The sequence below is a fragment of the Prevotella sp. KH2C16 genome, from assembly GCF_900113305.1.
Taxonomy (GTDB): Bacteria; Bacteroidota; Bacteroidia; order Bacteroidales; family Bacteroidaceae; genus Prevotella.
On sequence record NZ_FOOW01000003.1, the window covers coordinates 1 to 19100 of the forward strand.

20 protein-coding genes and 4 tRNA genes are annotated in these 19100 nt (G+C 57.0%); 10 read left to right on the forward strand and 14 right to left on the reverse strand.

Annotation, left to right across the window (positions count from 1 at the left end; translation table 11 throughout):
• The coding region (locus tag BM114_RS14260) for a hypothetical protein (protein WP_177207026.1) at window positions 1-568 on the forward strand (568 nt) is incomplete at its 5' end.
• 38 nt (window positions 569-606) lie between these two features.
• Here BM114_RS14260 and BM114_RS02800 read toward each other — a convergent pair.
• From BM114_RS02800 to BM114_RS02850, 11 genes are all read right to left on the reverse strand, one after another.
• Window positions 607-3033: a hypothetical protein gene (locus BM114_RS02800; RefSeq protein WP_092110202.1), complete on the reverse strand. Its 2427-nt coding sequence runs from the start codon at window positions 3031-3033 to the stop codon at window positions 607-609.
• Complete coding sequence (locus tag BM114_RS02805) at window positions 3030-5168, reverse strand: hypothetical protein (protein WP_143089233.1); 2139 nt, start codon at window positions 5166-5168, stop codon at window positions 3030-3032. The genes BM114_RS02800 and BM114_RS02805 overlap by 4 nt, the downstream gene beginning before the upstream one ends.
• Window positions 5169-5271: 103 nt before the next feature.
• A complete protein-coding gene (locus BM114_RS02810; protein WP_092110206.1) occupies window positions 5272-5553 on the reverse strand; it encodes a hypothetical protein in 282 nt (93 codons plus the stop codon).
• Window positions 5554-5573: 20 nt separating this feature from the next.
• On the reverse strand, window positions 5574-5882 hold the full coding sequence (locus tag BM114_RS02815) for a hypothetical protein (protein ID WP_092110208.1): 309 nt from the start codon (window positions 5880-5882) through the stop codon (window positions 5574-5576).
• Between the two features lie 57 nt (window positions 5883-5939).
• Window positions 5940-6407, reverse strand: coding sequence for a hypothetical protein (locus tag BM114_RS02820; RefSeq protein ID WP_092110210.1), 468 nt, complete (start codon window positions 6405-6407; stop codon window positions 5940-5942).
• A 3-nt stretch (window positions 6408-6410) separates the two neighbouring features.
• Window positions 6411-6809, reverse strand: coding sequence for a tail completion protein gp17 (locus BM114_RS02825; RefSeq protein ID WP_092110212.1), 399 nt, complete (start codon window positions 6807-6809; stop codon window positions 6411-6413).
• Complete coding sequence (locus BM114_RS02830; RefSeq protein ID WP_092110214.1) at window positions 6806-7264, reverse strand: hypothetical protein; 459 nt, start codon at window positions 7262-7264, stop codon at window positions 6806-6808. The genes BM114_RS02825 and BM114_RS02830 overlap by 4 nt, the downstream gene beginning before the upstream one ends.
• Window positions 7264-7587, reverse strand: coding sequence for a phage head completion protein (locus BM114_RS02835; RefSeq protein WP_092110216.1), 324 nt, complete (start codon window positions 7585-7587; stop codon window positions 7264-7266). The genes BM114_RS02830 and BM114_RS02835 overlap by 1 nt, the downstream gene beginning before the upstream one ends.
• Window positions 7584-7895, reverse strand: coding sequence for a head-tail connector protein (locus tag BM114_RS02840; protein ID WP_092110218.1), 312 nt, complete (start codon window positions 7893-7895; stop codon window positions 7584-7586). The genes BM114_RS02835 and BM114_RS02840 overlap by 4 nt, the downstream gene beginning before the upstream one ends.
• The gene (locus tag BM114_RS02845) at window positions 7892-9079 is read right to left on the reverse strand and encodes a phage major capsid protein (protein WP_092110220.1); all 1188 of its coding nucleotides are present in this window, start codon (window positions 9077-9079) and stop codon (window positions 7892-7894) included. Before BM114_RS02845 ends, BM114_RS02840 begins: the two co-directional genes overlap by 4 nt.
• 16 nt (window positions 9080-9095) lie before the next feature.
• Window positions 9096-9689 (reverse strand): HK97 family phage prohead protease, encoded by a 594-nt coding sequence (locus BM114_RS02850; RefSeq protein WP_092110601.1) that lies wholly within the window; start codon window positions 9687-9689, stop codon window positions 9096-9098.
• Between the two features lie 161 nt (window positions 9690-9850).
• Here BM114_RS02850 and BM114_RS14265 point away from each other — a divergent pair, with 161 nt between their 5' ends.
• The 6 genes from BM114_RS14265 (at window position 9851) to BM114_RS02875 (ending at window position 14221) form a co-directional block, all read left to right on the forward strand.
• Window positions 9851-9997 carry a hypothetical protein gene (locus tag BM114_RS14265; RefSeq protein ID WP_177207027.1) on the forward strand — a complete coding sequence of 49 codons (147 nt, stop codon included), beginning with the start codon at window positions 9851-9853 and terminating at the stop codon, window positions 9995-9997.
• Window positions 9978-10340 (forward strand): hypothetical protein, encoded by a 363-nt coding sequence (locus tag BM114_RS02855; protein WP_143089234.1) that lies wholly within the window; start codon window positions 9978-9980, stop codon window positions 10338-10340. Before BM114_RS14265 ends, BM114_RS02855 begins: the two co-directional genes overlap by 20 nt.
• A 19-nt stretch (window positions 10341-10359) precedes the next feature.
• The gene (locus tag BM114_RS02860) at window positions 10360-10605 is read left to right on the forward strand and encodes an HNH endonuclease (RefSeq protein WP_177207028.1); all 246 of its coding nucleotides are present in this window, start codon (window positions 10360-10362) and stop codon (window positions 10603-10605) included.
• Window positions 10580-10957, forward strand: a complete 378-nt coding sequence (locus BM114_RS02865; RefSeq protein ID WP_177207029.1) for a P27 family phage terminase small subunit — start codon at window positions 10580-10582, stop codon at window positions 10955-10957. Before BM114_RS02860 ends, BM114_RS02865 begins: the two co-directional genes overlap by 26 nt.
• Window positions 10957-12594, forward strand: coding sequence for a terminase large subunit (locus tag BM114_RS02870; protein ID WP_092110226.1), 1638 nt, complete (start codon window positions 10957-10959; stop codon window positions 12592-12594). The genes BM114_RS02865 and BM114_RS02870 overlap by 1 nt, the downstream gene beginning before the upstream one ends.
• Window positions 12595-12946: 352 nt before the next feature.
• On the forward strand, window positions 12947-14221 hold the full coding sequence (locus BM114_RS02875; protein ID WP_092110228.1) for a phage portal protein: 1275 nt from the start codon (window positions 12947-12949) through the stop codon (window positions 14219-14221).
• A gap of 96 nt (window positions 14222-14317) precedes the next feature.
• On the opposite strand, the gene BM114_RS02880 is transcribed toward BM114_RS02875, so the two are convergent.
• The 3 genes from BM114_RS02880 to BM114_RS02890 form a co-directional block, all read right to left on the reverse strand.
• The gene (locus BM114_RS02880; RefSeq protein WP_092110230.1) at window positions 14318-15511 is read right to left on the reverse strand and encodes a tyrosine-type recombinase/integrase; all 1194 of its coding nucleotides are present in this window, start codon (window positions 15509-15511) and stop codon (window positions 14318-14320) included.
• A 158-nt stretch (window positions 15512-15669) separates the two neighbouring features.
• A tRNA-Gly gene (locus tag BM114_RS02885) sits at window positions 15670-15740 on the reverse strand.
• A 31-nt stretch (window positions 15741-15771) separates the two neighbouring features.
• Window positions 15772-15844: transfer RNA gene (locus tag BM114_RS02890), tRNA-Thr, on the reverse strand.
• A 292-nt stretch (window positions 15845-16136) separates the two neighbouring features.
• Between BM114_RS02890 and BM114_RS02895 the strand changes: the two genes are divergently transcribed.
• The 3 genes from BM114_RS02895 to BM114_RS02905 all read left to right on the forward strand — a co-directional run bounded on the left by BM114_RS02895 (window position 16137) and on the right by BM114_RS02905 (window position 18975).
• A tRNA-Lys gene (locus BM114_RS02895) sits at window positions 16137-16212 on the forward strand.
• A gap of 28 nt (window positions 16213-16240) precedes the next feature.
• Window positions 16241-16313 (forward strand) — tRNA-Lys (locus BM114_RS02900).
• A 136-nt stretch (window positions 16314-16449) separates the two neighbouring features.
• Entirely contained in the window at window positions 16450-18975 is a 2526-nt protein-coding gene (locus BM114_RS02905; protein ID WP_092110232.1) for an ATP-dependent Clp protease ATP-binding subunit, read from the forward strand.
• The last annotated feature ends 125 nt before the right edge of the window (window positions 18976-19100 follow it).

A 19100-nucleotide genomic window follows, 5' to 3' on the forward strand; every position in this document is an offset into this window, starting at 1 on the left:
TGCCGTCCTGCCTGAAGGACTTCACGGCGAATATCGTGTTGCCGGCCTTGCCCAGGGAGAGGTTACCGGAGGTGTAGGTCTTCTTCCTGACCTCGAGCTCGGCGATGCTCATCTGCCTGCGTACCTTGAGGTTGTCGACCTCGAGCGTGCCCGTGCCGTCCTCGCTCTCGTAGAGGGAGTAGCCCAGACCCTCGTCGCCAGCCGTGTAGCGGCTGCTCGTTACGGAGCTTGCCACAACACGGAAGAGCCGTGCGAAGCCGTCCGCGTCGAGGTAGTATTTCCCGTCCTCGCTGCCGAGGGCGATGCCCTCCAGGAAGGTTATCAGCCTCTGGGCCGTGTCGGGGATGTCCTTGCGGAGTGCATGGTCGTTGGTATAGGTCTCGGCAGCGTCCAGCGTCGCCGCATCCTTGCCATCGATGGTGTCCCAGTCCGACGAGTCCTGCGTGAGGTTGCGCGCCTTGTCCGCCCTGTCGGCGGTGGCGGCGCGACCGGCCTCCTTGGCATACTCCGCCGTGGATACCGTACCGACCTCACCGCCGGAACCCTGTACGAAGACCCCGGATATTGACGAGGTCGCGCCCTTCGGTATGTCTATCTTCCTTATCTTCATTTCTTCTCGATTAATACGATGTCCTGAACATCCCTCTTGTAGTCGACGCTATAGGTGTCGACGATGAACTTCCTCCCCGGCAGATGCGGGTCGGTATACAGGCCGTACGGCTTGTTGTCGTTACGCAGGGACAGGCAGAGCTTGACGGACGGCGTGGCATACTGGTTGCTGAGCCGATATACGAGGTGCTCCTCCTGACGGAGACCCGATGAGGCTTCCGGCGCGTCGTCGTCGGAGCCGCTCCACTCCTGCTCACCCTGATAGCACGCCCTGTTATAGGTTTTGTCAAGAAAATACATATCCGAGCCGTCAGAGTACGCCACGCACGAGTAGTTCGGGCTCTTGTCGTCCCATGTGCATATCTTGAAGGAGATGTCCTCCAGCTCCACGACATTATCGGCGGCGATGATGTTGGTATAGGCGGTGTCGCTGTCCATGTCCCTGCTGTAGGTGGGGTCGGCGATGCCCGCCTTGATGGCGAAGTCCTTGATAAACACATGTTCGGCATTGTAGTCGTGTGAGAACCTGTGCAGGTGGTACAGGGTGAATTCCGGCATGCCGCTCATCACGGGACCGTCGGCAGGTAGCGGTATCATATATCCCGCGTCGTCGGCACCGAGCCGCCATGAAACCGTATTCGGTATCTGGTGCGCCTTGAAGTACACATTGCGGACGAGGTCGTCCTGAAGGAGGAACGGTATGCGGAAGGTGGACTGCGCGGTCGACCACCGTGCGCCGTCCCAGTACTTCCCGCCCCATTTCAGCTCGGCCTCGAGATAGGCCTCGGAGGCATACGACTTGTCGTCGTTGGAGGCGATGAAGTGCTTGCCGTAGTCGCCCTCCGGGATGGGATAGAACGCCTTGTGCTCCTCGTGGACGATGACATCCCCGGAGATGACCAGGTACGCGTTCTCGCCACCGAAGAGGGCGGTGTTGTCCGCGTCGTAGTTCGTCGAGAACATCTTCAGGCGGCCGCCGCCGTCCTCGTTGACGGCGTCGCGGACGAGGTGCCCGTCGTAGTCCACCTGCGAGAGCATCATGAAGTTGGACAGGGACACCGACGACTTAGGGCTGCCCTGCCCAAAGTCGGAGAGCATCAGGTCGAAGACCTCCGCAGAGGTCAGCGTGCGCCCGTATGCCTTCTCGAACATCTCCTTTATCTTCGGGAATGAAAACAGGGACAGGATACCCGCCCCGATGTTCTTGCACTCGCACATTATCAGCGACGCGCCGACGACATCCTGGGATTTTCCGTAGTCGAGGCTGTCCGTGGAGTACTCGACGAACTTCCGCTGCGTCGTGTCGTATCGGTACAGGTATGTCCGTATGAGCGGGTTGCGGAAGTACTTCATGAACACGGAGAACACGAACGCGTCCTCCTGTCCCAGCATGCACTCCATGTGCACATTATCCCGGTTCGCGCCCTGACTGATGTCCGACTCCACGAACTCCTTGTAGGTGATGTCGCCGCGCGTCCCCACGGCTCTGTCGGGGTGCGTGTCGCTGCCTGCCGTAATGTTCTCGAGGAGCGACTTGTCGAACATGTCCGGAAAGACATCCTCGAAAGTGTACAGGTCGTCCTTGACGGTAATCTTGTTGTAGACCTCCGTCATGGAGAGCGTAGCCCCGGTGCCCGAGTAGTCGGTGCCGGAGACGGCCTTCTTGAATGCCGCCTCAACGCGCTGCCCTGACAATGCGCCTATGTCGTACCTGTAATATGTGTTCTGCCCGGCCCCGATGGCGTCGTAATCGAGAAAGTACACCTCGTCCCCGACGGCGGTGCACGACACGCCCATGTACCGGCATATCTCGTCGAGAACCTCGCGGTCTGTCCACGCCACATCGGTGTCGACATTACCGGCCTCTTTCTTTTTGAAAAACAGCTTTTCCGACAGGAACAGCCGCTCCAGCACGGGTTCCGTGGCATCCTTCCCCGTCAGCTGCGTGTTGTCGGGGAAGTAGAAGCGGGTGTAGCACCCGCACGCCGAGAGCACCCTGTTGAGCACCTCGAGAAACGACACGACGCGCTTCTCCTCGCACTCGTACTTGATGTAGGACAGCGTGGCGAGGCCGTCTATGCACTCCACCTGTATCGTCTCCCGGTCGTGGACATACGGCATGCTGTACAGGTTCGGCGTGGCGTAGCCCGTCCACACGACATCGTCGCCGCGGAGGAGCTCCACCCGCGTGCCCTGTGCCCGCTTGGAGTACACATCAAAGGCGTAGCCGCCGACGCGTATCTCCACCGTCGCACCGGTACACTTGCATGGCGCGTAGATGGTGTCCTTGCCGTCGTCCATGCGCGTACAGAACGGCGACGCGCCGAGGGTAACCTCCTGTATGCCGTCGCCCGTCTCCGTGGTAATCACCACCCTGTAGCGCGAGCGGCCGTGGATGTCGCTGAATTCTCCGGTGTATATCATCTTATCTTTCCTGTCTTAGAGTTCTGGTTCCTGAGCACGCCGACGAGCTTCGTTCCCTCTATCTCGAAGCGCACATCGCCGTTGATGCCGCCGCCGAGGGCATTGCTCTTGATGGCGCGGAACAGGTTCGCCGACTGCGCCGTCGTCAGCACCATCTCGCCGGAGTTGAGCATCGCCGGGACATGGTCGCCCGTATACGACGACCCCTGCACGACGCCGCCCGTGTTGAAGCTCTCGATGGTGGAAATGGCGACGGATGCCGCCGCAAGGCCTGCACCGAGAAATGCCAGCCAAGCATACGGGTTATGAGCTGCGGCCTGTGCCGACGCCGAGGCAAAACCGAGGATTATCTGGCCGATGGCAGCCATCACGGCACCCGCCTTGGCTATCGCGCCGTTGCTCCCGAGCTGGCGCAGCGAGTCGCCGAGCACCACGAGGCCGGATGCCGCGTTCGTCAGCGTGTCCCTGCTACTCTTCATCGTCTTGGCGAGTGCTATCCATGTGCCGGTGATGGCCGTGGCGTCGCCGCCGAGGTTGTCCTTGAAGCCGCGGATGGACTCCTGAAGGTCGTTCCATGCCTCCGCCTGCCGGTTCGTCTCCTCGCGGATGGCGTCCGTGATGTCGTTGAGCTTTCCCAGGTCAAAAGCGGGCACGGAGAGCGTGCCGATGTCGGACGGCTGCAGGCCGCCCATATCCTTCAGGACGGACTGCCGCTGCTTCCACGCGCTGTCGTCGATGATGCCCTGCACCTGCTTGCGGAACGCCTCCACCTCCTTCAGTTCCTTGTCGAGGCTCAGCTTCTTGTGGATGTCGGGCGTCTTGGCTATCGCCGCGTTGAGGCTCTCTATGAGGGCGTCGGCCTCGGCGAGGGTGCGTATACTGTCGGTGGCGTCCTTCTTCGTCCCGGACGCCTTTTCCTTCTTGGTTTTCTTCTTTTCGGCCTTGATTTCCTTGCCGGAGAGGCTGTCGAGGCGGTTCTGCGCGTCCACCTGGTCCCGTGTGATGGACAGCAGCTCCTTGCGCAGGTCGCGCTCAGCCTTGCCCAGCAGGTAGGCGTTGCGGGCACGCGCACCCTCTTCCGTCCAGTGCACGGTCTCACTGCCGCGCTCGCGGCCGATGTAGCCCTTGCCGTACAGCTCGCGACGCTGCTCTTTGGTAAACTCCTCGCCTATCTCCTGCCCGGCAATCACGGATTTTCCCTTCAGGGCGTCCATGTACTTCTGCTGCGCAAGGGCGGCCTTGGCGGCTGCCACGGAGCGGTCTATGAGGGCTTTCACGACCGCCCCGGAGTTGCTCACGAAGAGGCGCTCGGCGTCCGCGATGTCGTTGATGCGGATGCCCAGCTCCTTGAAGGCGGACTGGTTCTCCTTTATCCAAGCGGTCTTGGAGTGCTCGTCCCGGAGGACGCGGTACTGCGCCTGAAGGGCGAAGTACTTGCCGGTAACCTTGCCGACCTCCTCGCTGAGGCTGTCCAGACGCGACCGCATGGCCTCCGCATGCTTCGCGGCCTCCTCCTCCGCGGTCTTGTATCTCTGATACGCCTTGTATATGGCCACGCCGACGGCGGCGATGCCTGCCGCGGCGATGCCCCAGACGCCGCCCTTGGAGACCGCACGGAGTGCCACCTGTGCCGCCGTGGCACCCTTGGTGGCCTTGGCGAGGCCGTTCGTGGCCACCGTGGCGACCACCTCCCCCGCCGCCTGTGCATGCGCCGCACCGGCGATGGCGTTCTTGACGAGCAGGTAGCCCTTTCCGATAATCGTCGATTTCGAGGTGATGTCGGTGCCGAGCTTCTGCACCACATTGAGCAGCTGCTGCGCCGCCATCATCTTCTGGATGGCCTTGGCGGCCGTCTCGTTACTGCCCCCGAAGAGGCTCATCGCGCTCTGGTAGCCCTGTAGAAGGCTGATGCCGTCGCCGAAGGCTCCGAAGGCGAGCGTCATATTGCGAGTGTCGTTCGCCTGTGCCCGTATCTCCTCGTCGACATCCGCCATCGCGTCGCGGAGCTGGCCGGCACGCGCAGCCAGCTTGCGGTACTCGTCCGCCGTGGGGCTCACGCCGTTCGCGAGCATCGACGACATCGCGTTCTGTATCTGGCGGAGCTCGCGGCGCACGGGCATGCCGGTTCTCTTCACGGCATCGGCGACCTGCCGCGCGCTTCTCTCCGCGAGGCTCGCCGCGTCGCTGACCTCCTTCTTGAAGCCCGACGCGTTCGCGCTGATGTTCAATCTTGCATCCTTATCCATTGCCAGATATAGTCTTTTCCATGTTCCTCGCGGCCTCCGTCAGGCGGCGGCGTTCGTCAGCACTCACGCTGGTGTCTGCATCCTCGTCCCACGGGAACCGCATCCTGAAGGTGCCCTTGAAGAGGGCGTTGTGTATGTAGTTGCACACGAGCCGGGTCTGCTCCCAGCTCTCCCTGTCCCGGAGATACGCCTTGTCTATGAGCGGCTGCATCTCGTAGACCTGCATCTCGTCAAGGACATATCCAGGACTGAGGCCGAGCTCGCAGACAAGCACCTGATAGGCCTCAGTCCAGCTTAGTTTTTTCCGGAATCCTCCGTCTTCTTGTCGCCGAGGAGGCTGCGCTCCGCGTCGATGGCCGACTGCATGAACTCCGTGTACTGCACGAACAGCCCGGGCTCCTCGTCAAGGCAGTCAAGGAAGCGGTCGTAGCCGGGCACGCCGTCGCCGGAACCGGCAATCAGCATGCTGTAGAAGTATACGGTCTGGTCGGTGATGGTGTTCAGGTTCCACATCTTCCCCGTGATGGACTCGAAGATGATTCGGGCGCGGATGCAGTGCTTCAGGGTGTATTCCTTTCCGTCTATCTTGATGGTCTTTTTCATACTTTCGTGGCTTTAGGTTACCGGCACCCCGTGGGGATGCCGGTATGGTTTCCGGGCTTACGCGCCCGTCTTCTTGATGTGCTTCACATCCCCTGTGATGGTGAAGTCGGCCGTGAAGGTCGCCGTCTCGCCGTTCGGGGCGTTCGTGTCGAGCGAGGTCAGGAAGCACTTTCCGGAGAGGTAGTCGTCTATGGCGGCGCTCTCCTCCCACCCGTTCGCGGGAGCCACGCCGTCCTCGGTGGGCGTCGCGTCCTGATAGGTGAAGTCGATGGGCGTCTTCGCCTTCATCAGGTCGAAGAGGTCGAAGTACCCGAGACCCTTCACGGAGTCCCCGACCGTGAACATGTTCTCGGTGTGCAGGGTTCCGGAAATCGTCGTTACCTCGATGTCCGTCATCCCGTCCGCCGTATCCTTGTTCGTAACCTCCGTGGTGTTCGCGCTGAACGAATTCGTACAGGTGGTAGCTGCTGCGATGCTCTTACCATTGATAAAAAGCATCAGGTTCTTTCCTTTCTTGTAACTCATTTTTTATCTTATTTTTAAATTAAAAACCAAGGCCTGTGCATAGGTGCCGTTGATGTAGTCCTCCGTCTTCGAGTCGAACTCGATGGAGTCGATGTCGATGCCCTCGACGCTCGCGCCGTCGGGCTTCGCCAGCGCACGGAGAACATCCGTGGCGAGGGTGATTCCGCCCGCATACTTGTCCGTGCACACCACCACGCCCATCTGGGCGCGCTGGCTGTAGAAGTACGAGTCCTTGTCGCTGGCGGAGGTTAGGGACATGCAGGTGTATGTGATGTACGGGAATTCCGTGTTCTCCGGGGCTATGATGGGGTATATGCGCCCGTTCACGGCCTCGCTGACCGCCGTGCTGTCTGCAAGCAGCCGGCGGACGGCCTTCCCGATGTCTATGTTCTGTACTCTCATTGTCCAAGCTTTTTACCGAACTGCTCGAAGATGGCGTTACGCAGCATGTCGAAGACGACGGGCTCTACCTCCGCCTTGGCGGCCTGCATGAAGAACAGGCCGGAGATGCGGCCGCGGTACAGGCCTTCCTTGGTCTTGCGCTCCTTGCTCCCGGCGTTGAAGATATACAGCCATATGTGCGAGTCGAGGTAGGTCGTGAAGCCCACGCCGTAGGAAAACGGTTTCGACTTCACGCCGCGGACGGCGAGACGCGTGAGGCTCCCGTTGTACGGGTCCCGGTCAGCGACATTGCGCCGCACGGCGTTCTCGACGAAGGTCATCGCGCCGCGCATGGCGGGGGCTATGTCGGCCTTGATGTCGAGGTATCCTATCTGCCGGAGCGTGGGCGAGATGGTGTCCTTAATCTCGACCTTCACTGCATGGTTGTTGACGGTAATCCTGTTCTCCTGTGCCATTATTCGTTCACTCTTCTGACATTGATTGCAAGCTCGTTCCGCCGCGGGTTCCCCGCGATGGATGTGATGGCGTACAGATGACCGTCCCACCGCAGCAGGAAGGTCTCGTCTATCCTCGGCCTCATGAAGTAGTAGCAATAGAATGTCGCCTCGTAGGTCTGCACGATTTCATGCCGTTCCTCGCTCTTCGCGCCGCGCAGGGCGTCGACCTTCATGCGCAGGCGCATGACCTCTTCGTAGTCATGCTCCTCCTCGCCGAACTCGTTCCGCGTGCTGACGGCACGCAGCAGGACGACCTCCTCACGCAATTCTCCGCTGTTCATACTGACCAGGGCTTGTATTGGTATATCAGCCTCCGGAAGGCCTTGGTCTCCTGTGTGTTCGCGTAGACCTCGCTCTCCCTGTTGTTGTAAAGCGTGCCGACGAGCAGCAGGAGCCCCTCCTTCACCTGAGGCTTCTCCAGTATCTCCTCCCTCCTCGCGACCGTGGCGGCATCCGTACCGTCCAGCTCAAGGAGGGTGGCGGCGTATGCCTCCGCCACCGCTCCGAGGTGGACCAGGTACTCGTCATCCTCCGCGTAGTCCGCTGGGATGTTGAGATGCTTCTTCAGTATCGAGAGGTTCAGAGTCATTTCAGGATGATTTTCTCGAAAGGTACGATGCCGTCGCCCTTCTTGTCGTAGCCGCGGCGTACGAAGTAGTCGAAGTAGGCGTTGACGATGAGGCGTACTGTGCCGTTCAAAGCCTGAGTGTACGGGTCGACGGTAACCTCTATGCCGCCCCACTGGCCGATGGTCAGCTCGGAAAAGTCGCCGAGGATGAGACCTTTCGATGCGACATTGTTGCTGCCGTAGACGGGTCTGCCGTCGATGAGGCCGCCCTCGTAGAGGTATACGGGTTGTCCGGCCACCTTCTCGGTTTTCTTCAGGATGCCGAGGGCGTCATAGGCACCGACCCAATTCAGGCTCCTGAAGTTGTTCTTGTAGAGCACGGTCTCTGCGTCCACGAGCAGCCCGTAGGTAGGTGCTGCCGTCTGTGCCACCACGCCGTTGAGCAGACCGGCGGGCTTGTTGTCCGCAGCGTCGTCCGCGCTGAACATGGTACCCTCGAGGGTCTGCCGTACGGCCTCCACGAGGGAGCTCTGGATGTACGCCTCTATGCTGTCGTTGCTCTGGATGAGCAGCTGGCGACTGAGGTCTACATACCCCGTGATGCGTTTCGGCGACAGGGTCTTCTTCTTGAACTTGCCCGAGCCGTCGGCAGCAGCCTCCACCTCGCCTGCCCATCCGGCGGTGGTGCCGGTGTAGAACGGGATGTCGATGTTGCCCTGAAGGCCGGCGAGGAATGTAGCACCCGCACGGGCTGCGATGAGCTCGTTCTCCAGCGGAGTTACGAGGTCGAGAAGGTCGGTTGCAACATCCTCGATGCCCTGCTCCGCGAGCGTGGCCTGAAGGGCGGCGCGCTTCTCCATGGGAATGAACAGCGAGCGACCCTCGCCGGTGCGTACGGAAGACCGTGCGCCGACCTTGGAGACCTCTGCCTCCGGGGCTTCGAACTCACGGTTCTCGACGAGCGAGCGGATGGCCTGCACATAAGAGAACTTGCGGGAGGTCTTCTTCTGAGGCTTCTGCTTCGAGAGGAAGTCCTCGAGCTGGTCTATCCTGTCGGTCCACATGCGGACCTCTTCCTTCAGGCTCTCGAACTCGGCGGTCTCGTCGGCGTTCAGGGCCCTGCTTTCCTTCTTCGCGCCATTAAGCAGCTCCTCCATCTTCTTCTGGGCGGCTGCGCGCTTTTCTTTCATTTCAAGTGTAGTCATTTTTTTTCGTGATTGATTAGTAAATATTTTTTTTCAAATTCTCGTAGTATGCCTCGTCAGGGGCGGCGGGCGGGTTCACCGCCTTCAGACCTTCCAGCTTGTTCACCTCCACCGAGGTGGCGTCGTATGCCGGTGTTACCACCAGCGATACATCATACAGCTGCTCCACTTGGTCGATGGTGCGGACATAGCGGTCGTCGTCGGTATGTTCCCAGGTATCCTTGGACACCGTAAACGCAAAGGACATCCCGCGGATGTCGCCGCGGCGCACGGATTCCAGCATGTCGTCGCCGAGACGGGTGTGCGGGGCGTCGAACTCACAGCGCAGGCCTTTGTCGTCGACGGTGAGCCGCAGCGTCCCGTCGCCGTTCACCGACCGTGCCAGCACGCCCGGTTCCTCGCTGTGGTTGTACAGCGCGACCACATCCGACCGCTCTATCACGCCGTCGAAACAGCCGCTCGCAAGCCGCTCGGTAAATCCCATGTCTACGGAGTCGCTGTCGAAGACGGCGGCATATCCGGTGATGGTACGGCTCTCCTCGGAGCCCTCGGCGGCGCGTACCTCAAGGGGGACGCCGCAGTATCTCTTCTCTATCTTCGTAGTTTCCATATGCCTTTTCTTATAATACACGGTCGTCTATATTAGGAAACCGCATATATTTCCCATAAATCGCTTGAAATAAAAGATTTACGATAAAATTTTTATCCTTATTTAGACAGAATCTAAATAATTTTACTATATTTGCAGTAGGATACGAAAAATACGCGGATATGAAGAAGACCTATCAGACCATGCTCGACCCGCACGAGGCGCGGCTCGTGGAAGAGATTAGCCGGAAGACGGGGTGCTCGGCCTCCGCCGTCATCAGGTATGCCGCCAAGGACTTGTGCGACCGGTATGACAAGACGAGGAGATGAGCGATGCGCCGAACTGATGACGCAGCACTACAGGGAGCTCGCCTATCTGGCGGACATGGACGCGGACATCTTTCAGGACACCTACCTGTGGATGGCCGCCCATCCCAGTCATACCCGCGACTTCGTGCGGGAGTTCCGCATGCGCTTCCACTTCCTCAGGAGGAGTGCCGCGCACGGTGCCTTCTGCACCGGCACGCCGGACATCCCAGACGACCAAGAGCCGTACGCAGAAGAGTGTTCAGGAGAGATGGAAGAGGATTTCATAAAAAAAATAAAGGATGCCGTATATCAGGAGACACACGCCAAGAGAAGGGCGAAGAGAAAGGGAGCTCGCCGACATTAAGCGGCGGAAGAGACGGAAGGTGTACGCCTCGGCGCGGTGGAGGCGGATGAGCGCGGCCTACCTGCTGCGCCATCCCCTGTGCGAGCAGTGCATGCAGCGGGGGCTTACCGTCCCCGCCGTCGATGTGCACCACAGGGTGTCCTTCACCGCTTTCGACGGCATGCAGATGCTCGCCGTCGCCTATAATCCGGATAACCTCGTGGCGCTCTGTAAGGAGTGCCACACGAAAATACATTTACATGCAAAAGAAAAAGACGCTGTTTGATATGCCACGCGGCCTCAGCGAGCCGGTCATAGCATACATGACGGATGTGGTGGGCTATCTCGAAGCCAACGGAAAGTACTCAAGAATCGACGATGCCAGCCTGCACATGCTGGCACGGCAGCTCGATGTGTTCTATTGTGCGGCCGCCGCCGTCAATGTCGAGGGGCTGATGGTATACGACGACAAGCAGAAGCTCATCGCCAATCCGAAGATATTCATCATGAACCAGGCGGAGACGATGTGCGTGAAGGTGATGAAGGAATACGGCCTGATGGCTAAGGCGCGCAAGGAGCTCGGCGGCATGGCGGCGAGCATGAAGAAGTCGCCCCTCGAGCAGTTCATGGACAAGTAATGGCGAAGGCGCGTCCGTACATAGCATACGCAAGGGATGTCGTCTCGGGGAAACAGCCCGCCGGGACGCTCATCAAGCTGGCGTGCCGGCGGTTCCTCGACGACATGAAGCGGAAAGACCTCGTCTTCAGGCGGAGCGAGGTGGACAGGTGCATCGCCTTCATCGGCCTGCTCAGGCACACCACGGGCAAGTTCTCGGGGAAGCCGTTCGTCATGCAGCCGTGGCAGCAGTGGGTCGTGGCGAACATCGTTGGGCTGTATAAAAAATCCACGGGGACGCGGAAGTACACGCAGTCGTATATCGAGATGTGCAGGAAACAGGGGAAGACCGCCATGCTCGCCGCCCTGTCGCTGTACTTTCTCATCGCCGACGGCGAGGATGCCGCGGAGGTAGACCTCGCCGCAAATTCAAAAGAACAGGCGAAGATAGCCTTTCGCCACTCCAAGATGTTCTGCAAGAGCATAGACCCGGAGAAGAAGATGCTGCTCCCCTACCGCGACACCATCCGCTTCGACTCCACCGACAGCATCATGAATGTCTTCGCCTCAGACGACTCCACCCTCGACGGATACAACGCCTCGTTCGGCGTCATCGACGAATACCACTCCGCGCCGGACTCCTCGGTGCGCGATGTCATCAAGTCGTCCATGGGCATGCGCACGAACCCGCACCTGTGCACCATCACCACGGCGGGATTCGACAAGTCGCTGCCGTGCTACGAGCTGCGGACATACGGCGTGGAGGTGCTCAACAGACTGAAGAATGACGACGACTTCTTCGTCGCCATCTACGAGATGGACGAGGACGACGACTGGCGCGACGAGGCGAACTGGATAAAGTGCGCGCCCAACCTCGATGTTACCGTTACCAGGGAGTGGCTGCGCGCCGAGGTCAACACCGCCGTGAACTCGCCGCGCGAGGAGGTCAATGTCAAGACCAAGAACCTGAACATCTGGTGCGACACCGCGAAGGTCTGGATACCTGAGTCGAAGATTATAAAGTGCTCCCGTCCCATAGACTGGACGGAATTCAATCCGGACGAAGACCTGTGCTATGTCGGCGTAGACCTCTCCGCCGTCAGCGACCTCACCGCCGTCGCATACCTCATCATCCACGACGGGAAGTACTATGTGTATGTCGACTACTACTGTCCGCAGGAAGCCCTCGAGACCAAGACCGACAAGGACAAGTACCGGCTGTGGCACCAGCTCCACGAGCTGCATGTTACACCCGGCAATGTTACCGACTACGACTACATCACGCAGGACATCATCCGCCACAATCAGTTCGTAACGATCGTGAAGATAGGCTATGACAAGTGGAACGCCACCCAGTGGGCGATAGACTGCACGAACCTCGGCATGCCGCTCGAGGAGTATCCCCAGACCCTCGGCAACTTCAACAGGCCGACGCGGGAGCTCGAGAGGCTGATGCTGAAGGGCGACATCATCCTCGACGACAACGAAATCAACCGCTTCTGCTTCCGCAATGTGGAGCTCAAGAGCGACTGGAACGGCAATGTCAAGCCGATAAAGGATGTCAACAAGAAGAAGATTGACGGTGTCATCGCCATTATCGAGGCACTCGGCTGCATGCTCCTCAACCCGCGCCATGTCGGGCCGCTGCTGACGACATGACGGGTGCGCCCCATGGCAGCGATGTACATCCGCACTCACAGGTATTTCTTTTTTCGAGACAAAGAGGCTACGGTCAGCCTCTTACCCTATAATTTTCCTTTTGGGACAATTTGGGGACACCAAAAAAACCTATTTTCCATTTGTAAAATATTTTTAACCATGGAAAACTACCATCTTACCACCCCCCCCCTATATATATATATACTATACTTATCGCCCCCCTCTATCTATCTATAAATAGATAGAGGGGGGCAGCTTAATATATATATAGGGGGGTAGATATGGTAAGGGCGACGGTGTAAAGAAAACAGAAAATCATAATATAGCGAATCGTGTATTATAGAAAAAGACCATGCCGAATATTTTCAAGAGGCTATTCAGCCGCAAGTCAGAGAACAGGAGCAGCGACGGCACCACCACGGTGTCCTTCACGAACGGAATGCTGGGGGCGTTCACCGAGAACAGGAGCCTCCAGCTGTCAACGGTATACAGGTGCGTGGACTGCATCAGCGATGCGGTGGCACAGCTGCCTATAGAGATTATGAGGGTAAACAGTAACGGATACAAGCGTAACGCCTACGACCACCCGGCCTACTACCTCATCGCCAAGGAGCCGAACCGCCGCATGTCCCGGTACATGATGATGAAGGCTGCCGTGTCGGCGATGATACTCAAGGGCAACGCGTATATCTATATCAGCAGGGACGATGCGGGCAACGCTATAGGTCTCGAGTTCCTGAAGCCCGGGACGGTTACCGTCATCGACGACGAGCACGGGCACATCATGGCGTACGGCCATCCCGCCTACGGGTGGATAGAGCCCGACAACATGATTCACCTGATCAACTTCAGCACCGACGGCGAGCATGGCATGAGCACCATCAGCTATGCCGCGCAGGCCATAGAGCTTGCAGTCGATTCCGAGAACCATGCGAAGGGGTTCTTCAAGGGCGGTGCGAACCTCTCCGGCGTCGTTACCGTGAACAGCGTGCTGACGCAGAAGCAGAAGAAGGACTTCCTCGCCTCGTGGTATCAGAACTTCGACCCGAACACCGGACACCCGAACGGCGTCGCCATCATGGAGGCGGACATGGACTTCAAGCCCATCACCGTGAACCCCGCCGACGCGCAGCTCCTCGAGACGCGCAAGTACAATGTAGAAGACATCTGCCGCTTCTTCGGCGTGTCGCCCGTGAAGGCCTACGACCTCAGCAAGTCGAGCTATTCCACCATCGAGGCCACGCAGCTGGCGTTTCTCACCGACACCCTGCAGCCCCTTCTCGAGAAGATAGAGCTCGAGTTCGAGCGCAAGGTCTTCGTCCCTTCCGAACGGTTCCTCTATGATGTGCGCTTCGATACCTCGTCCCTCATCAGGACGGACAAGAACGCCCTCGCGGAATATTACACGAAGCTCTTCCAGCTCGGCGTGTTCACCACGAACGACATACGCCGCCAGCTCGACCTCGAGCCAGTCGAGGCCGGTAATCAGGCATTCATCCAGTCCAACCTCGTGCCCATAGACCGGCCGCTCGGAGCCACGCAGGCGCAGCAGCAGCCGGGCAACACCGTGAACGGCAGCAACAACCAGGACGAGGACGACATCTCCAGTCAGGGCGGGCAGGGATAGCCGTGTCCGTTAACAAAATCCACCCCCAAAATAGCCCCGTGCGCGAAAGCAACAGTTCCACGCGGTTTCGGGCGTGCCGCCCGCAGAATCCTGGGCCTATGGGGTCTGTCCCCTCACGCCGTTGAGATAGTCTATCACCTTCCTGTTGGCCTCGTCGATTTTTTTGTTGTCGAAGTCGATATAGATGTCCGCGGTCATGCTGTCCGCGTGTCCGAGAGCCTTTGCTATGGTATCCCGCGGTATGTCCAGCTTTGCCGCCGTCGTCGCCCATGTATGCCGTGCCCAGTATGTCGTGAGCTCCGGGAACAGCGGCGACCTTTCCACCTTCCTCATCTTCCCGCACTTGTCCTTGATTATCCGTGCCGGTCCGATTTTCTTCAGGGCTTCGTCCATCTGGTGCATGTATGTGCGGTACTGTCTTCCGTCGTCGAGGCATGCCAGCAGCCAGTGCCGTCCCTTGTATCTGTCTATTATCTCCTTTGCTTCCGGCTGTACGGCGATGTCATAGAGGCGTCCCGTCTTCTGTCGGTGGTATACGCAGCGTCCGTCCGTCAGTCCCCTGAGCTGTAGCAGGTCTGCCCCGTTGATGCCGATGAGGTACACCATCAGCACGAAGATGTCGCGGTACTGTACCTGCCACGGCTCGCACGGGTAGTCGCGCAGCGTGGCAAACTGTTCCGGCGTAAGTGCCCTCTTCCGTGTTGTCTCCGTCTTTATGCGATAGTGTCGGAACGGGTACCGTGTCGTCAGTTCCTTGTCTATCGCCCAGTTGAATACCGCCCGTATGTTCCGCAGCACTATTGATATGCCGTTCGTGTGCATGCCTGTCGTCCGGCAGTACTGTTCTAGCCGTGCGAGCCAGTCGGCATCCACGCTATTGAATGTCGCCGTCGCGTCGAACCTCCCTACCTTCCGTGCCGTCTGCTTGTACAGGTCTCGCGTACCTGGTGCCGTGCGTGTATTCCCGAACTCCTGTATATAGTCCGTTAGCCTCTTCGTGCGCGGCCTTCCGTGTATCTCGGCGAGGATGTATTCCTTCATCATGTGCGGTGGCAGGTCAGGGTTCCGCAGTCCTATCTCCTCAATCTTCAGCCATATCGCCATCAGGCGTGATGTCTTCGCCTGACTGTTCGGTATGCTATTCGGGAAGGCGGTACCGCTGAACTTCGTCGGCGACGACAGTCCCGTATTGACATAGAACCGCTTGCCGTTGTGGTTGACGGATATGTATACGCCGTATTCTCCGTGTCCGTTCTTTCTCGAGCCGTCCACATATACTTGCATTTTCATGAGCTGCTTGCGTTTTTACTTGCATTTTTGCATACTAATAAGTGCCGAAAAGCGGCAATAATGCGTATGTGTGCAAAGTGTATTGGTTGTTTTGTTTGTACCTGTCGGTTGTCGTGGTTTTCTGTAGTCCCTTTGTTTATCGTGGTTTCAGGGTGTTGAGCGGAATACGGGAGTCGAACCCGCCTCCCAGGCTTGGGAAGCCCGTGCACTACCGATGTGCTAATTCCGCGAATATGCCGTGTGTTTAAGCCGACCTTCAGAGCCGATACCGGGACTCGAACCCGGGACCTACGCATTACGAATGCGTTGCTCTACCAACTGAGCCATATCGGCGAATGCGGTTGCAAAGATAGCTATTTTTTTCTGTAGTAAAAAACAAAACCAGATATTTTTTTCTTTCCCGCCATTCTTTTATGGAATTTTTCCATTCTCATTCAACAAGGTTCCACCTATCTCACAGCATGATTCATGCGTCTATATAATATAATGTAGCAACTATCAGAAGAACATTTTACGATAAAAAATAAATTCAAAAAAAACGGGGAAATATTTGGTAGTTCTCTCAAATAGTAGTACCTTTGCACACGCAATTCGGAAACTGCGTTTCGAGGAACAACGACAGAATGCACCCTTAGCTCAGTTGGTAGAGCAACTGACTCTTAATCAGTGGGTCTAGGGTTCGAATCCCTAAGGGTGTACCACAACTGTCAAGACACAAGACCATTACGAGCACCCTTAGCTCAGTTGGTAGAGCAACTGACTCTTAATCAGTGGGTCTAGGGTTCGAATCCCTAAGGGTGTACACAGGCAAAGGCAATCGGGATATCCCGGTTGCCTTTGCTTTTTAGTTATTTTTGGCACAACTTTTGCCTATATTATTCAGGAAATAATTATATTTGCAATAACGATATCATAAAAAGAAAGGATAAAAGAGAGATATGACCAGTCAATTTTCACCTAAAGTTTCCGAAATCCTTGCGTTTTCGCGTGAAGAGGCAACAAGATTGGCCAGTCGGTCAGTCGGGCCGGAACATCTGCTGCTCGGAATTCTGAGAGAAAGAACAGGTATCATCCCCGGCCTCTTCGCCTGCATGAATGTAAATGTTCAGTCGGTCAAGACAGAGCTCGAGTTGCGCGTGCGCGAGGACGAGATTAACGAGCCTATTGTTACAGCGGAGCTTGTGCTTAACGAAAAGGCCAGCAACATTCTTAAACTGGCCGTCTTGGAGGCCCGGGTACAGCATACCCAGATGGTGGATGTCCACCACCTTCTCCTTGCAATCCTGCATGATCAGGTAAATAACGGTGCAAAGGAAATACTTGAGTTCAACAATATAAACTACGAGGACACCCTTGCGTATCTGCAAAAGCAGACGAGCACTCATGACGGAATTGGCTTGCCGGACGATGACGAGATGGACGAAGACGATAGATCTGCCGATAACGGCAAGACCCAACAGCGACAAACTGTCACACAAACAGGCCGACAAAATGGCAAGACCCCTGTATTGGACAACTTTTCTACCGATCTCACGCTGGCTGCCGAGCAAGATAAACTCGACCCTGTGGTGGGCCGCGAGAAAGAGATTCAACGGGTCATTGAGATTATCGGCCGTCGGAAGAAGAACAATCCGATTCTCATTGGTGAGCCAGGAGTCGGCAAGAGTGCCATCGTAGAGGGACTGGCTCAGCTTATAGCCAAGAAGAAGACTTCTCCAGCCTTGTTCAATAAGCGGTTGGTCAGCCTCGACATGACCGCCATCGTTGCGGGAACCAAGTATCGTGGCCAGTTCGAAGAGCGCATTCGTGCCCTGCTCAAAGAGCTGGAACAGAATCCTGACATTATCATCTTTATCGACGAGATTCACACTTTGATCGGTGCGGGAAGCACTCCGGGCAGCATGGATGCCGCCAACATCATGAAGCCGGCATTGGCACGGGGAACCATCCAATGCATCGGCGCGACTACTTTGGACGAATACCGCAATTCCATAGAGAGAGACGGAGCTCTGGAGAGGCGGTTTCAAAAGGTGCTCGTAGAGCCTGCTACGGCCGAAGAAACCTTACAGATACTCCGCAACATCAAAGACCGCTATGAGGGTCATCATCATGTGAGCTATACGGACGAGGCGTTGCAAGCCTGCGTGAAGCTTACAGACCGATATGTCAACGACCGCTTCTTCCCCGATAAGGCCATCGACGCAATGGACGAGGTCGGCTCCAGGATACACCTCCAGAATGCCGTTATTCCACCGGAAATTACGGAGAAGGAGAAGCAAATAGAGGATTTGAAACAGAAAAAGCAGCAAGCTGTAAAGAATCAGAACTTCGAACTTGCGGCGGGCTTCCGCGACAAACAGCTTGAATCCGAGGCCGAATTGGCCGAACTGCAGCAGCAATGGAAAAACGGAGATACGGCTAATCGTGTTGAAATCACGGACAAGGAAGTTGCTGATGTCGTCTCGATGATGACCGGCGTGCCTGTTCAGAAAATGGCACAAGCCGAAGGAATCCGTCTGAAGGGCATGGCCGATGAGCTTAAGAAAGCCGTGATAGCTCAAGACACGGCCATCGACAAGATGGTTAAGGCTATTCAGCGCAATCGTGTGGGACTGAAAGAACCGAATCATCCCATCGGCGCTTTCATGTTTCTGGGCCCCACGGGAGTCGGAAAAACCTACCTCGCAAAAAAGCTTGCAGAGTTCATGTTCGGTTCTCCTGACGCTCTCATCCGCATTGATATGAGCGAGTATACAGAGAGCTTCAATGTCTCGAGGCTCATCGGAGCACCTCCGGGATATGTCGGATATGAAGAGGGAGGCCAGCTTACGGAAAGAGTTCGCCGCCATCCCTACTCCATCGTGCTCCTTGATGAGATTGAGAAAGCACACGGAAATGTGTTCAACCTCTTGCTGCAGGTGCTCGACGAAGGTCGTCTCACCGACGGAAACGGTCGTTTAATTGACTTCCGCAACACGGTTATCATCATGACCTCAAACGCAGGAACCCGCCAACTGAAAGAATTCGGGCATGGAATCGGATTCAATGCGAGCGGTTCCACCGGTCTTAGTGTCAACGAGGAGGACAAGCAATATGCCCGCTCCATCATCCAGAAGAGCCTGAGTAAGCAGTTTGCACCGGAGTTTCTCAATCGTCTCGATGAGATTATTACCTTCGACCAGCTGGATATCAATGCCATCAAGCAGATTATAGATGTCGACTTGAGGGATCTCTTCAAGCGAGTTGAGGAAATGGGCTATCATCTCCAGATTACTGACAAGGCGAAGGAATTCGTGGCCTCAAAGGGCTATGATGTGCAGTTTGGAGCCCGTCCGTTGAAGAGAGCCATTCAGAACTATATCGAAGACGGACTCTCGGAACTCATCCTCTCAGGCGAGCTCAAGCCCGGGGACACGATATCCATCGGCAAGAATCCCAACAAGGAAGAGCTTACCTTCAAGTAAGCTGTCGTTTCAAGTATAGTTACGGGATATTTCTAAATAGATTACCAGTCGTTGGCAATGGTATTACAAGCAGCTTGTAACACCGTTACCAGCGGCTGGTAATTCTGTTACAAGCCGTTTGTAAT